Genomic DNA, 13,085 nt, shown 5'->3' on the forward strand with positions numbered 1-13,085 from the left:
ATTAGAGCTTTCTTACCTAAAAAAACTGACCTCAATGAAATCTCAACAGAACAAATACAAGCAATCGAAGCTAAAATCAATAACAGACCCGTTAGAAAGTTTAATTACCTTAGTCCAATACAAAAACTCAAACAAAAATTAGGTGTTGCACTTATAAGTTGAACACGGCAACTCAAAATAACCTTTAAACTAAACTATTGACTATGTCAACGGCAAGAAAACTCAAACTAGGTCTAGTGGGAGGCGGTCCAGGATCATTCATTGGAGCCATTCATCTCAACGGAGCCCTGATGGATGGAATGTTTGAACTGGTATGCGGAGCCTTCAGCTCCAATCCCGAAAAATCCAGACAAAGGGGAGAGGAACTAATGATAGACCCTTCACGAGTTTATGGAAACTACGATGAAATGTTTCAAAAAGAAGTTGCACTTCCAGAAGATCAGCGCATGGATGTGGTAGCTATCGTGACTCCGAACAATGTTCATTTTGACCCTACAGTGAAAGCCCTGAAGCATGGATTTCATGTGGCTCTGGATAAGCCCTTGACCTTGAATTATGCTGAAGCTAAGGCACTCTATCCGATAGTCAAGAATTCAGACAGAAGATTTCTTCTGACCCACACCTATACCGGATATCCCATGATTAAGCAAGCCAAGCAGATGGTCATGAATGGTGAAATCGGGGAAGTCCGAAAAGTATATGTAGAATATCCACAGGGCTGGCTATACAAGCTTTTGGAAACTGAAAACAACAAACAGGCCGAGTGGAGGACAGATCCTGCCAGAAATGGAAAAGCCGGCTGTATGGGAGATATTGGTACCCATGCCTTCAATATGGCAGAATACATCACAGGTCTCAAAGTGACTAAGATTTGCGCAGACCTGTATATTAAGATTCCAGGTAGGCCAATTGATGATGACGGAGTGGTCTTGCTGGGTTTTGAAAATGGAGCGTCTGGGGTTCTCATGGCCTCCCAAACGGACACAGGCTGTGAGAACAACCTGAAAATCCGAGTCTATGGACAAAAAGGTGGCTTGGAGTGGGAGCAGGAGCTCAATAATTCATTGACCGTACGATTTCCAAATGAGCCTGCCAGAATTTTCCGTGCTGGAACAGGCTACCTGGGCTCTTTGGCTCAGGAAAATACCCGAACTCCGGCAGGGCATCCTGAAGGATACATTGAGGCCTTTGCCAATCATTACCGAAATTTTGCCCGCTGCATTTATGCAGACCGTGCAGGACAAAAGCCGAAATGGGAATGGGAAGACTATCCGGGTATCGAGGATGGCATTCGAGGAATGGCCTTTATCGATTTGGTACTGAAAAGCAACGAATCTGATCAAAAATGGACTCCATTTGTGGTAGAGAAATAGGCCACCGTTTAGTATTTTGTCACCAGACAGGCTAAGACCTTTTCTGCCTAATCATAAAAATCAATAAACAGAACTCAAAAAAATAAAGTGAACCTGATATGAAAACGATCAAAGGACCGGCTATATTCTTGGCACAGTTTGCCGATGACAAAGCCCCTTTCAACAACCTAAAAAATATTTGTGAATACATGGCCGACCTCGGCTATAAAGGGGTGCAGATCCCTTCTTGGGACGGGAGAATGATAGATTTGCAAAAAGCAGCAGAAAGCAAAACGTATGCAGATGAAATCGCCGGAATCGTGGAAGAAAGCGGCATGGTTATCACTGAGCTTTCTACCCACCTTCAGGGGCAATTGGTAGCTGTTCACCCTGCTTATAATGAACTATTTGACGGCTTTGCTCCGGCAAATTTGAAGGGAGACTTGAAAGGAAAGTCTGAGTGGGCAACCCAGCAGCTCAAATATGCCGCAAAGGCCTCTGCCAATCTTGGACTCAATGCCCACGCTACCTTCAGTGGCGCACTGATGTGGCATACAGTTTACCCTTGGCCACAGCGTCCGGCAGGATTGGTTGATACCGGATTTACCGAACTTGCCAAAAGATGGAAGCCAATTTTGGATGCATTTGATGAAGTGGGAGTGGATGTGTGCTATGAGCTGCATCCTGGAGAAGATCTTCATGACGGAATCACCTTTGAGATGTTTTTGGAGAAATTAGGCGGTCACAAACGGGCCAATATCCTTTATGATCCTTCCCACTTTGTGCTTCAGTGCCTGGATTACCTACAGTTTATTGATTTCTATCATGAGCGAATCAAAATGTTCCATGTAAAGGATGCAGAATTCAATCCGACAGGAAAGCAGGGAGTCTATGGAGGTTTTCAGGGCTGGGTAGAAAGAGCCGGAAGATTTAGATCCCTAGGGGATGGACAGGTTGATTTTGCGGGAATATTTAGCAAACTTTCGCAGTACGATTACAGCGGATGGGCCGTTTTGGAATGGGAGTGTGCCATCAAGCATCCTGAGCAGGGTGCAGCAGAAGGGGCTCCGTTTATTCAAGGACATATCATCCGGGTGACCGAAAAAGCCTTTGATGATTTTGCCGGGACCGGTGCTGACGAGGCCTTCAACAGAAAAGTTTTAGGAATTTAATTCACTTTATTTATACACGTAACAAAATGAAAATTGCAAAAAAAGTAAATCTAGGTCTGCTGGCATTAGCCGCGATTACCTTTGCATGTGGGGGAGGAGAGAAAGCATCATCAAGCAGTGAGACAGCGGAGGCTGCAGCCCCAGCTCCTGCCAAAGAGGTGAGCTTGGAAGAGAAGTACGCCAATGACCCGATTTACATCAAGGGCTTGGAAAAAGTAAAAGGGTCCGATTGTACCTCTTGCCACATGGTGGAAAGAAAAATCGTAGGGCCTTCTTATGCAGAGGTAGCTGCCAAATATGAAAGCACCGAAGAGAACGTAGCTATGCTTGCTCAGAAGGTAATTCAGGGTGGCGTAGGCGTTTGGGGAGAGGTGCCTATGCCTGCACATCCGGGACTTAGTGAAGAAGATGCCAAGGATATGGTGCGATACGTATTATTGTTAAAAAAATAAGAAAATGAAGAAAAGTTATTGGGCAGGATTGGCTTTGTTAGGGATGCTAGCATCTTGTGCGTCACCCAAATCCGATGAAGCAGAAAGTACCACAAGCGAAGAGACTGCAGCAGCACCTGCTGAGGAATGGATACCTCTTTTTGACGGTCAGACCTTCAATGGCTGGTCCAAATACGGCGGAGGAGAAGTGGGGAAAGCCTGGAAGATCGAAAATGGAGAACTTTTTCTGGATGCCGCCAACAAAGATGGCTGGCAAACTGGAGACGGTGGTGATATTATTACTACCGAGGAGTTTGAAAACTTCCATTTCAAATGCGATTGGAAAATTGCTCCCAATGGGAACAGTGGTATTATTTTCCTGGTCCATGAATCACCTGAATACGACTACCCTTGGCAGACCGGGCCTGAAATGCAGGTTTTGGATAATGAAGGCCACCCCGACGCCAAGATCATCAGTCATAGAGCAGGAGATCTTTACGATCTGATCGTTAGCAGCGAAGAGACAGTGAAGCCAGCCGGTGAATGGAATACCGCAGAGATCATTGTCGATCAAGGAAATCTCGAACTCCGCCTCAACGGGGTAGCTGTGGTAAAAACGACCCTTTGGACTCCTGAGTGGGAAGAATTGATCGCTCAAAGCAAATTCAAGGATATGCCGGGCTTTGGAAAGTACAAAAAGGGAAAGATCGCCCTTCAAGACCACGGTGATGTAGTGCATTACCGAAACATACAGATCAAGAAGTTGTAAGTCAAATGCCCGGAATCTCCGGGCATTTTTTGTTTAAAGGGCTAAGATCACTAGATCACCAAGATAAAGCGATTACTGATTTTTCAAACCTCGACCAATCACTTTTCCTTCACGAATAATCCTGGTCCAAATCAATAGCGGGTAACATTCTTTTTCTTGATGTAGGCGGTTTGCTCTTTCCATTCCACTTCATACCATACGTCCTTGGAGGATTTGATTTTGACTCGATGGCCGGGTTCCACCCGTTCGATGAGATCTCCCCCCGCGCTTGGTTTGGTGACAATGTAGGTGGGGCTGCCGGTGACTAGCCCCGTTTTAGGTGCTTTGAAAAAGTTATTGGAAAGGAAAAGTAAAAGGATGAGCAAAATGGAGGGCCAGAAAAATCTTGCTTCTGTCAGATTACTTCGATTGGACCAAAGCAAGATAAAAGAGACGATCAAGGCCAAAGCCAAAAGCCCGACAATGATTTCCTGATAGCCAACCAGAAAAACCAAGAATCTCATGCCATCGCTGACTTCATACCCTTCTATGACAGTCTGCCCCGTTAGGTCTTTGATTTTGGCTATGGTCTGTGGGTTGGGGTTGAGATCGTAGTATTTACTCAGATACAGGGCTGCATTTTCTTTGTCACCGATTCCCTCAGAAATAAAGGCCATCTTCAGCAACATGGAAGGGGAATAGATCCCATTTTGGAAATTCGTCCGGTAAATTTCCATCGCTTCCTTGTAGCTTTTGTTTTCAAACAAAGAATCTGCTACCAAAAGCTGGGGGGTATTGGCCTGACAATGAATTGTTTGCAAAAGCAACAAAAAAAATATAGAAAGTTTTGCTAGAAAGATTGAATTGGTACTTGGCATTTAAAGATCAGAGTCATAAATTTGCAGTCCAATTACGGCAATGATCGAGCAAAAAGCAAGGCCAAAACCTGGATTTGGAAGATTTAAGATTCCGTAGCTCAGCTGGTAGAGCATAACACTTTTAATGTTAGGGTCCTGGGTTCGAGCCCCAGCGGGATCACCAAAGAGTACAAAGACTCACAAGGAGTTGGAAAGTTTCGGGGTGTAGCGTAGCCCGGTATCGCGCCACATTTGGGATGTGGAGGTCGTAGGTTCGAATCCTGCCACCCCGACTTAATTCATACTAGAGATAGTATCCAGGTCCTGTAGCTCAACTGGATAGAGCAACTGCCTTCTAAGCAGTAGGTTTCAGGTTCGAGTCCTGACAGGATCACTTTAAAGAAAATAGAAGCGGAAGATCTCCGCTTTTTATTTTGATTCCGTAGCTCAGCTGGTAGAGCATAACACTTTTAATGTTAGGGTCCTGGGTTCGAGCCCCAGCGGGATCACAGAAGTTCAAAAAAAGCCAATCGATTCGATTGGCTTTTTTCTTTAGAAGTTTAGCGGATCCAGGTGCTTGAAATGACCGTTTTGCTTGATTTTTTCTTTGGCCTGTTCTACAGCTTTGATGACGGGGATCATCCGTTTGAAATGGTGGATTAGGTATTCAGCTCGCTGGTTTTCTGAAGGTATTTTAAAAAGCTCCAACTCTTCTTCCAATTTCAATCCTACCTTATGGGCAAAAGTAAAGGAAGTGATGGTCTTAGGGTCAAATACATTGGGATAGTTCAAAAGGTGAAGAATTTCTTTAAGATAAAAGATGAATTCGTGATGGGTCACCTGACCGATAGTCGGGTCATTGGGAAGAAACTCAATCTCTCCACCCGAATACAGTTTGCCCGGCATGGGGTTATCAAAAGACATTATTTTAAATGGGCGTAGGCCTAATGTTTGAATATCCATTCTCCCGTCCTCATATCTTTTATGAACCCGAATGAGCTTGACCTCCGTGCCATAGCCTGAAAGTTGGTTGGTATAGGAGCAAATACCAAAGTTGATCTTTTGAGACTCCACATCTCCCATCAGCTGCCTGTATCTGGGTTCGAAGATATGCAAATTCACCTCCTCATCAGGAAAGGCGACTAGCTTCAATGGAAAAAAGGGGAGATACATGCTTGATTGGAGATTTATTATTTATAACCCTAAAATAAGCCTTTGGTTGCCCTTTTGCCAAGAGGCAAAAAAAAGCCCCGGGATTAACTTCCGGGGCTTTGCGCTTATTTTTTAGCAATGTATGCAAGCAAGTCGATGACTTTGTTGGAATAACCCCACTCGTTGTCATACCAAGAAACAACCTTCACAAAGGTGTCCGAAAGTTGAATTCCTGCTTCAGCATCAAAGATGGATGTTCTTGGATCTCCGATGAAATCATTGGATACTACTGCATCTTCTGTGTATCCCAAAATACCTTTCATTGAAGTCTCAGATACTTCTTTCATTTTTGCACAGATTTCAGCGTATTTGGCTGGTTTTTTAAGTCTTACTGTCAAATCCACAACAGATACATCCGGTGTAGGCACGCGGAATGCCATTCCTGTGAGTTTGCCATTCAGTTCAGGGATTACTTTGCCTACTGCTTTTGCGGCACCAGTAGAGGATGGGATGATATTTTGTCCAGCTCCACGTCCACCTCTCCAATCCTTGACAGAAGGCCCGTCTACGGTCTTCTGGGTAGCTGTAGTTGCGTGAACGGTGGTCATCAATCCCTCTTCAATGCCCCAATTGTCATGAAGGACCTTAGCGATAGGCGCCAGACAATTGGTGGTACAAGACGCATTGGATACAAAGGCCATGTCCGGTGTGTAGGTGTGCTCATTTACGCCCATTACAAACATTGGTGTATCATCTTTGGAAGGAGCAGACATAATCACTTTTTTTGCACCGGCATCGATATGGGCCTGAGCAGTCTCTTTGGTCAAGAAGATTCCGGTAGATTCGATAATGTAATCTGCCCCGATGTCTCCCCACTTTAGGTTGGCAGGATTTTTTTCAGAAGTCACTCGGATGCTGTTGCCATTGACTACCAAGTTGCCGTCTTTTACTTCTACCGTCCCTTTGAATTGGCCATGGGTAGAGTCATATTTTAGCATATAGGCCATGTAATCGACATCGATCAAGTCATTGATGCCTACTACCTGAATGTCTTCTCTTTCTGTGGCCACGCGGAAAGCCAAGCGACCGATTCTTCCGAATCCGTTGATTCCTACTTTGATTTTGCTCATAAGCTATTATTATTTTGAGTATAGGTTTGAATTTAAAAACTTCTTCAGGGGGCAGCTTGACCCAAAATCTCCTGAATGACAGCCTAAGTTATTACAAATAAATGGTCTCCCCAAACTTCTAAAGCCCTCTCAATTACCAATGGCTGTGGATTTGAAATTCAAACGATTTCGGGTTTGAAAATTTTTCTTTTGCTTCTAAGGGGGGAGAAAATCCCCTCATTTGCCTAATTTCAGGATTCATCCTTCCTTAGCTTATGTTTGTTCGAGCCATTCAAGAAGTTGCGGGCTTTACCCGTGCCATCCATTCTATTTCCCGAAATTTTGGAAGCCAAAAAGCTCAAAGAGGAGCAGCCACTCTCTTTTTTGTCAATGAGGAGGGCTGGGCTTTGACCTGCAAGCATGTAGCACAATGGATTACCCAAGCGGACATGATCAATAAGAAATTTCATCAATATCAAAGTGAAAGCAGAGGACTGTCTTCCCAATTGGCCAAAACTGTGGCCAATAAATTGGGACTGGATGATTCTAAAACCGTCGAAATGCGGATCACTTTTGTGGATTGTGTAGACAAAATCACCAATATCCGCTTTGTCAACCATCCGGAATACGACTTGGCCTTGATCAAGATCGAGGGTTTTAAAAAATTGGGAGTGACTCAATTCCCCAGGTTTTTGAAAGACAATCAGCAAGTCCAACCCGGTCAGATGCTTTGCCGGCTGGGGTTTCCCTTTCCTGAATTCAATAATTTTCAGCTAAACTCGACCAAAGATCAATTGGAATGGATCCAGGTAGGACAGCCCCGATCTCCCCGATTTCCTATGGAGGGAATGGTCACCCGTTTTCTGGGGGATAAAAAGGGAAAAATCTATGGTATAGAACTCAGTACCCCCGGGCTTCGTGGGCAGAGTGGTGGACCGCTTTTTGATTCAGAGGGCGTAGTAGTAGGGATGCAAAGCCGGACCAAGCATCTGCATTTGGGATTTGATATTGAGGAGAAAGAAATCGTAGCACACGGCAAATCGAAAAAAGTCAATGATTACTCCTTTATTCATTTGGGAGAGTGCATTCATGTCTCTGCCATCAAAGAATTTATGGATCAGCAAGGAGTGAAATATCATCTCGCTTAGTCGTTTAGTCTAAACTTTTCCAAAGTTTAGAACTTTGGAAAAGTTGGAATGAAAAAGCCGAGTTAAAAACCCGGCTTTACTCTTTTATACCAATTGAGCAAGAATTTCATTAAAGGTTTGACTCGGCCTCATAGCGACAGAAGTCTTGGCCTCATCAGGTCTGTAATATCCGCCGATGTCCACCGGCTTTCCTTGGGAACCATTGTATTCTGCGACGATTTTTTCTTCGTTTTGAGCCATTGCTTTAGCTATCGGAGCAAACTTAGCTGCCAGGGAAGGATCTTCGGTTTGTTTGGCCAATTCCTCCGCCCAATACATGGCTAGGTAGAAATGCCCGCCTCGATTGTCCAGCTTGCCCACCACTCGAGCAGGAGATTTGTCTTCTTCCAGCCATCTTCCTGTGGCTTTGTCCAACGTTGCTCCCAAAAGCTTGGCTTGTTCGTTTCCGAAGGTTTCACCCAAATGCTCCAAAGAAACTGCCAAAGCGAGGAATTCGCCGAGAGAATCCCATCGGAGGTGACCTTCGGTGACAAATTGCTCCACATGCTTGGGAGCAGACCCTCCGGCTCCTGTTTCAAATAAGCCGCCTCCATTCATCAACGGAACGATGGAGAGCATTTTGGCAGAAGTGCCCACTTCCAGAATGGGGAACAAGTCAGTCAGGTAGTCTCTTAGCACGTTTCCTGTCACGGAGATGGTATCCTTGCCTTCCACAATTCTTTCGCAAGAAAATTGGGTGGCTTCCACAGGAGACATGATGTGGATTTCCAGCCCTTTGGTGTCATGATTAGGCAGGTATTGCTCCACTTTCTTGATCAATTCCCGATCATGAGCCCGGTTTTTATCCAGCCAGAAAACAGCAGGAGTTTGAGATAGTCTCGCTCGGGTCACCGCAAGTTTTACCCAGTCTTGAATAGGGGCGTCCTTGGTCTGACACATTCTCCAGATATCTCCGGCTTCGACTTCATTGGACAGGAGTACATTTCCTTCCCCGTCGACTACGTTTACTGTTCCGTCGAAAGGTATTTCGAAAGTTTTGTCATGTGAGCCATATTCTTCGGCTTTCTGTGCCATCAAACCCACATTAGGAACAGAACCCATGGTGGCCGGGTCAAAGGCCCCGTTTTTCTTGCAAAAATCAATCACCGTCTGATATACTCCGGCATAGCTGCGGTCTGGAATTACTGCTTTGGTATCCTGAAGTTTTCCCTCCTTATTCCACATTCGACCGGAAGTTCGGATCATAGCGGGCATAGAGGCATCGATGATCACATCGCTGGGTACGTGGAGATTTGTAATTCCTTTGTCCGAATTGACCATGGCCAAGTCCGGTTCGTCTGAATAGCATGCATCAATATCGGCAAGAATCTCGCTCTTTTTTTCTTCGGAAAGCTTATCCAAGTTCGCTAAAAGGTCTCCAAAGCCATTATTGACGTCTACTCCAATGGATTTGAGCGTTTCTGCATGTTTGGTGAAAACCGGCTCAAAAAATACCCGTACCGCATGACCAAAGATGATAGGATCGGAAACCTTCATCATGGTGGCTTTCATATGGAGTGAAAACAGGACGCCTTTTGCCTTGGCATCGGCTTTTGCTTTGGCAAGAAATACTTTCAACTGGGCTACACTTAAAGTGGCTGCGTCGATTACTTCTCCTTCCTGAAGCTTGAATCCTGATTTGAGTATTTCTTTCTTTCCGTCTTTACAGCTCAGTTCAATGGAAACTGTAGTAGGAGAGGATAAGGTGATCGACTTTTCACTTCCGTAAAAGTCTCCTGAGCTCATGCTATCTACATGGGTTTGGGAATCTGCACTCCATTTTCCCATAGAATGGGGATGTTTCTTGGCGTAGTTTTTTACTGCCAAGGGAGCTCTTCGATCGGAGTTGCCTTCGCGAAGAACAGGGTTTACTGCAGATCCTTTGATCTTGTCGTATTTTGCTTTAATCGATTTTTCTTCCTCGTTTTTAGGCTCTTCGGGATAGTCGGGTAAAGCGTACCCCTTTTCCTGCAATTCCTTGATGGCTGCTTTCAGCTGCGGTACAGAGGCAGAAATATTGGGCAACTTGACAATATTGGCTTCAGGCGTAGTAGCAATCTGCCCCAATTCTGCCAAAGCATCTCCGATTTGTTGTTCTGGTTTTAAAAACTCAGGAAAATTAGCAATGATTCTTCCGGAAAGTGAGATGTCTCTTGTTTCCACCTCTATGCCTGCTGATTGGGTAAATGCCTGAACGATCGGTAGTAAGGAATAAGTAGCTAGCGCTGGAGCTTCGTCGGTAAGAGTGTAGAGAATTTTGGGTGAGTGACTCATAGGTATCATCTAGTGGTGAAGGATTTATGTCTGTCTTTTTTTGGTCCGAAAATTTGGTTCTTCGGCTGGGGAAAAATAAGGACAGGGCCAAATTGGAGGGCTAAAATACAAAAATTGGAATGGTTTCAAACTGCCTTTCAAGGAGAGTTAAGGCCGTTCTTCCGGGTTTATTTGGTGATCTGAAAAGAATCTGCATCCTGCCAAGCGGGAAATTTGGTCCGGTAATCTTCCAAATCCTTGAAATTGAGAGAGATGATTTCGATGGATTCTTCCTCTCCCAAGTTTAGGACTTTTCCCCCTTTAAAGTCAAAAACTCCGCTGTGCCCGTTGTAGTGAATTCCATTTCCATCTGTTCCGATGCGGTTGACCCCGAAAGAAAAGGCGAGGTTTTCAATTGCTCTGGCTGGCAGTAAAGTATCCCAAGCGCTGATTCTTGCCGCAGGCCATGAGGCAACATAAAATAAGACATCATAACCTGCAAGTCCATCTTCCCAACCGTTTCTGGACCAAACAGGAAATCTAAGGTCATAGCATACCTGAGGGCAAAAATTCCAACCTTTCAGGGTAAAAATCGGAAGTTGCTTTCCGGGGGAAAACGTTTTTTCCTCATCTGCCATTCTAAACAGATGACGCTTGTCGTAATGCTCGGTGTGGCCATCCGGGTATACCCACAGAAGTCTATTGAAAAAGTGTCCTCCTTCGCTGATGATTGCACTGCCTGTGATCACTGCCCCGGTTTGGGCTGCCATCTGCTTCATCCATTTGTGGATGTGAAGATTCATAGGCTCGGCCAACTTCTGGGCCTCCATGGTAAATCCTGTCGGGAACATCTCCGGCAGCACTATAAGATCGCATCGCCCCTTCAACTCCCAGATTTTCTCTTCCAGCATCGCCAGATTAGCAGTTTTATCCAGCCAATTCAAATCCGGCTGTACGAGGGCAATCTTTATTTCGGGGCTTTTATCCATCAGCGCAGCGGATAGATCATTCGGTAATCCGTGGAGATTTTTCCTTTGCTCACCTCAATCAGTTTGGATTGAATGAGTCTTTTTTTCAACCCTTTCAGGTAATCCACAAAAAGAATTCCTTCCAAGTGATCGTATTCATGCTGAATTACTCGGGCGGTCATTCCGGAAAACTCTTCTTCCTGCAGGTTCCAGTTTTCGTCAAAATACTCAATGGTCAGTTTTTCGGGCCGGATGATTTCCGCCCGTACATCAGGGATACTCAGGCAGCCTTCTTCGAAACCATAGTTATCCCCATATTCATCCAGGATGATGGGGTTGATGAATGCTTTTCGGATTCCTTTTTCTTCGTCATTTTCGTCCAGCATGAGTGTACTGTCGATGACAAAAAGGCGGATTCCTTGGTTGATTTGAGGAGCAGCCAGCCCCACTCCATTGGCATGGTCCATGGTAGCATACATATCCTGGATCAACTGGGAAATATCGCTTCCTTCCACAATGTCCTCAGCTTCTTTTTTCAATATTGGATTGCCATAGGCAACGATGGGGTAAATCATTTTCTTTCTAAATAAGATTGAAGGATGATAGCAGCCGAGACTTTGTCTAGGTTGCCTGCCTTTTCTTTTCGGTCTTTTTTCTTGCTTCCCATGGCGATCATGCTCTGCATGGCCATTTTTGAAGTGAATCGCTCGTCGATCAGTTCTATTTTTTTCTCTGGGAATATGCGTTCAAGTTCCAATTTCAAGCTCCTGACCTTCGGGGTCATTTCGTTATCCTGCCCATTGAGTCGGATGGGAAGACCCAGCACAAGGGTCTCGACTTCCTCTTTGGCAAAGTAGGCTTTCAGAAACGGAATCAGTTGGGCCGTTTCTATGGTTTCCAAAGGATTTGCCGTGAGTTGCAGCGGATCAGTAACAGCGATTCCGGTGCGCTTGGTTCCCAGATCAATGGCGAGGATTCTTGCCATCAGTTGGTTTGGATTTGTTTGCGGATTTTCCTCAGAGCCTCTACTTCCAGCTGAACAGCTTTGGGAAATAGCAGTTCGTCCTCAATTTTGGCGTGGATGGACAGCTCTTTTTCAAAATTCTGCAGCTCATGATAGAGGACTTTCATGGTCAGGGGGGCATCCTCTTCGAGGAAATAATCCTTGGTCAGCAGCCGGATTCCCTGCATCTCATCGTCGTGGATTTCATGTTGATCTGCAAGCAGCCGAATAGGGTCTTTTTCCAGAATCACCAATGCATCTTGGGTGCGAAAGTTCCCGTCTTCGATATCCTGAAGCAGCTCGATTCGCTTAAACATTCGGCTTTCTTCCTCATGGATATGATGAATGAAGTCTTCTACAAAGAGGGGGAACATGATTTTCAAATCTGCCATCAGCGATGAGTATCTCAGGTCTGTTGTGATCCCTGAGACCATGTTGGAGAGAAAAGGGAGTTCCTGCCTGACAAAAAAATAATGTTTCTTTTTCAGATAAGCGACAAGCAGTTCGATGGGATTGAGGTACAGGTCTTCTAGAGATGGGTCTTTTTGTTCGGCCCAAGCTTCCAGTTCGGCAACCAACTGTTGGGGATTGACTTTGTGCTTTCGGCAGACTTTTTCCAGAGAATCGGTCGGGTATTGATAAAAGCTGATCCCAAAGTAGTGCAAAACAGCGGCAAAGACGTAATTTTCCGTAACTAGCTCACCAACTGAATTTTTTTCAAAACCGGGATTTAACTTCATTGAGCAAAAATAATTTTTTTTGAGGGAAAAAGTTGGGGTATTCAGACCTTTATCTTTTCCTATCGTATAATGAATCGTTAATTTTATCTAAAATCCATTTTAAACTCAAATGA

General features: G+C 44.8%; 13 protein-coding genes, 4 tRNA genes and 1 pseudogene. 10 read left to right on the plus strand and 8 right to left on the minus strand.

Annotation, left to right across the window (positions count from 1 at the left end):
* From AAA943_RS21880 to AAA943_RS08265, 5 genes and pseudogenes are all read left to right on the plus strand, one after another.
* Nucleotides 1-162, plus strand: a pseudogene (locus AAA943_RS21880) (IS30 family transposase); the annotation flags it as partial.
* Nucleotides 163-203: 41 nt separating this feature from the next.
* Nucleotides 204-1,373: a Gfo/Idh/MocA family protein gene (locus tag AAA943_RS08250; protein WP_338223760.1), complete on the plus strand. Its 1,170-nt coding sequence runs from the start codon at nt 204-206 to the stop codon at nt 1,371-1,373.
* A 98-nt stretch (nt 1,374-1,471) separates the two neighbouring features.
* A complete protein-coding gene (locus AAA943_RS08255) occupies nt 1,472-2,524 on the plus strand; it encodes a sugar phosphate isomerase/epimerase family protein (protein ID WP_338223761.1) in 1,053 nt (350 codons plus the stop codon).
* A gap of 26 nt (nt 2,525-2,550) precedes the next feature.
* Nucleotides 2,551-2,976, plus strand: coding sequence for a c-type cytochrome (locus AAA943_RS08260; RefSeq protein ID WP_338223762.1), 426 nt, complete (start codon nt 2,551-2,553; stop codon nt 2,974-2,976).
* Between the two features lie 4 nt (nt 2,977-2,980).
* Nucleotides 2,981-3,724: a 3-keto-disaccharide hydrolase gene (locus AAA943_RS08265; protein WP_338223763.1), complete on the plus strand. Its 744-nt coding sequence runs from the start codon at nt 2,981-2,983 to the stop codon at nt 3,722-3,724.
* Nucleotides 3,725-3,855: 131 nt separating this feature from the next.
* On the opposite strand, the gene AAA943_RS08270 is transcribed toward AAA943_RS08265, so the two are convergent.
* Nucleotides 3,856-4,524 carry a hypothetical protein gene (locus tag AAA943_RS08270; RefSeq protein ID WP_338223764.1) on the minus strand — a complete coding sequence of 223 codons (669 nt, stop codon included), beginning with the start codon at nt 4,522-4,524 and terminating at the stop codon, nt 3,856-3,858.
* A gap of 144 nt (nt 4,525-4,668) precedes the next feature.
* On the opposite strand from AAA943_RS08270, the gene AAA943_RS08275 reads away from it, so the two are divergent.
* The 4 genes from AAA943_RS08275 (at nt 4,669) to AAA943_RS08290 (ending at nt 5,069) form a co-directional block, all read left to right on the plus strand.
* Nucleotides 4,669-4,744: transfer RNA gene (locus tag AAA943_RS08275), tRNA-Lys, on the plus strand.
* Nucleotides 4,745-4,779: 35 nt separating this feature from the next.
* Nucleotides 4,780-4,853: transfer RNA gene (locus tag AAA943_RS08280), tRNA-Pro, on the plus strand.
* A gap of 27 nt (nt 4,854-4,880) precedes the next feature.
* A tRNA-Arg gene (locus AAA943_RS08285) sits at nt 4,881-4,954 on the plus strand.
* Between the two features lie 42 nt (nt 4,955-4,996).
* Nucleotides 4,997-5,069 (plus strand) — tRNA-Lys (locus tag AAA943_RS08290).
* A 43-nt stretch (nt 5,070-5,112) separates the two neighbouring features.
* On the opposite strand, the gene AAA943_RS08295 is transcribed toward AAA943_RS08290, so the two are convergent.
* Nucleotides 5,113-5,733: an LON peptidase substrate-binding domain-containing protein gene (locus tag AAA943_RS08295; RefSeq protein WP_338223765.1), complete on the minus strand. Its 621-nt coding sequence runs from the start codon at nt 5,731-5,733 to the stop codon at nt 5,113-5,115.
* A 104-nt stretch (nt 5,734-5,837) separates the two neighbouring features.
* Nucleotides 5,838-6,842 (minus strand): type I glyceraldehyde-3-phosphate dehydrogenase, encoded by a 1,005-nt coding sequence (gene gap, locus AAA943_RS08300; RefSeq protein WP_338223766.1) that lies wholly within the window; start codon nt 6,840-6,842, stop codon nt 5,838-5,840.
* A gap of 254 nt (nt 6,843-7,096) precedes the next feature.
* Between gap and AAA943_RS08305 the strand changes: the two genes are divergently transcribed.
* Nucleotides 7,097-7,969 (plus strand): S1 family peptidase, encoded by an 873-nt coding sequence (locus AAA943_RS08305; protein ID WP_338223767.1) that lies wholly within the window; start codon nt 7,097-7,099, stop codon nt 7,967-7,969.
* 84 nt (nt 7,970-8,053) lie between these two features.
* Here the strand turns inward: AAA943_RS08305 and AAA943_RS08310 are convergent, their stop codons facing one another.
* The 5 genes from AAA943_RS08310 to AAA943_RS08330 all read right to left on the minus strand — a co-directional run bounded on the left by AAA943_RS08310 (nt 8,054) and on the right by AAA943_RS08330 (nt 12,972).
* Nucleotides 8,054-10,282 (minus strand): NADP-dependent isocitrate dehydrogenase, encoded by a 2,229-nt coding sequence (locus tag AAA943_RS08310; RefSeq protein WP_338223768.1) that lies wholly within the window; start codon nt 10,280-10,282, stop codon nt 8,054-8,056.
* A 167-nt stretch (nt 10,283-10,449) separates the two neighbouring features.
* Nucleotides 10,450-11,250, minus strand: a complete 801-nt coding sequence (locus AAA943_RS08315; protein ID WP_338223769.1) for an amidohydrolase — start codon at nt 11,248-11,250, stop codon at nt 10,450-10,452.
* A complete protein-coding gene (gene def / locus AAA943_RS08320) occupies nt 11,250-11,804 on the minus strand; it encodes a peptide deformylase (RefSeq protein ID WP_338223770.1) in 555 nt (184 codons plus the stop codon). Before def ends, AAA943_RS08315 begins: the two co-directional genes overlap by 1 nt.
* Entirely contained in the window at nt 11,801-12,214 is a 414-nt protein-coding gene (ruvX, locus tag AAA943_RS08325) for a Holliday junction resolvase RuvX (RefSeq protein WP_338223771.1), read from the minus strand. The genes def and ruvX overlap by 4 nt, the downstream gene beginning before the upstream one ends.
* Nucleotides 12,214-12,972 (minus strand): hemerythrin HHE cation-binding protein, encoded by a 759-nt coding sequence (locus tag AAA943_RS08330; protein ID WP_338223773.1) that lies wholly within the window; start codon nt 12,970-12,972, stop codon nt 12,214-12,216. Before AAA943_RS08330 ends, ruvX begins: the two co-directional genes overlap by 1 nt.
* Nucleotides 12,973-13,085 lie beyond the last annotated feature (113 nt).

The organism is Algoriphagus confluentis (assembly GCF_036245625.1).
Classification (GTDB): Bacteria; Bacteroidota; Bacteroidia; order Cytophagales; family Cyclobacteriaceae; genus Algoriphagus; species Algoriphagus confluentis.

Bases quoted from the DNA above. Each gene is read 5' to 3' on its own strand.
- AAA943_RS08250 (WP_338223760.1), top strand. From the start codon at position 204: ATGTCAACGGCAAGAAAACTCAAACTAGGTCTAGTGGGAGGCGGTCCA.
- AAA943_RS08255 (WP_338223761.1), top strand. From the start codon at position 1,472: ATGAAAACGATCAAAGGACCGGCTATATTCTTGGCACAGTTTGCCGAT.
- AAA943_RS08260 (WP_338223762.1), top strand. From the start codon at position 2,551: ATGAAAATTGCAAAAAAAGTAAATCTAGGTCTGCTGGCATTAGCCGCG.
- AAA943_RS08265 (WP_338223763.1), top strand. From the start codon at position 2,981: ATGAAGAAAAGTTATTGGGCAGGATTGGCTTTGTTAGGGATGCTAGCA.
- AAA943_RS08295 (WP_338223765.1), bottom strand. From the start codon at position 5,733: ATGTATCTCCCCTTTTTTCCATTGAAGCTAGTCGCCTTTCCTGATGAG.
- gap (WP_338223766.1), bottom strand. From the start codon at position 6,842: ATGAGCAAAATCAAAGTAGGAATCAACGGATTCGGAAGAATCGGTCGC.
- AAA943_RS08305 (WP_338223767.1), top strand. From the start codon at position 7,097: ATGTTTGTTCGAGCCATTCAAGAAGTTGCGGGCTTTACCCGTGCCATC.
- AAA943_RS08310 (WP_338223768.1), bottom strand. From the start codon at position 10,282: ATGAGTCACTCACCCAAAATTCTCTACACTCTTACCGACGAAGCTCCA.
- AAA943_RS08315 (WP_338223769.1), bottom strand. From the start codon at position 11,250: ATGGATAAAAGCCCCGAAATAAAGATTGCCCTCGTACAGCCGGATTTG.
- def (WP_338223770.1), bottom strand. From the start codon at position 11,804: ATGATTTACCCCATCGTTGCCTATGGCAATCCAATATTGAAAAAAGAA.
- ruvX (WP_338223771.1), bottom strand. From the start codon at position 12,214: ATGGCAAGAATCCTCGCCATTGATCTGGGAACCAAGCGCACCGGAATC.
- AAA943_RS08330 (WP_338223773.1), bottom strand. From the start codon at position 12,972: ATGAAGTTAAATCCCGGTTTTGAAAAAAATTCAGTTGGTGAGCTAGTT.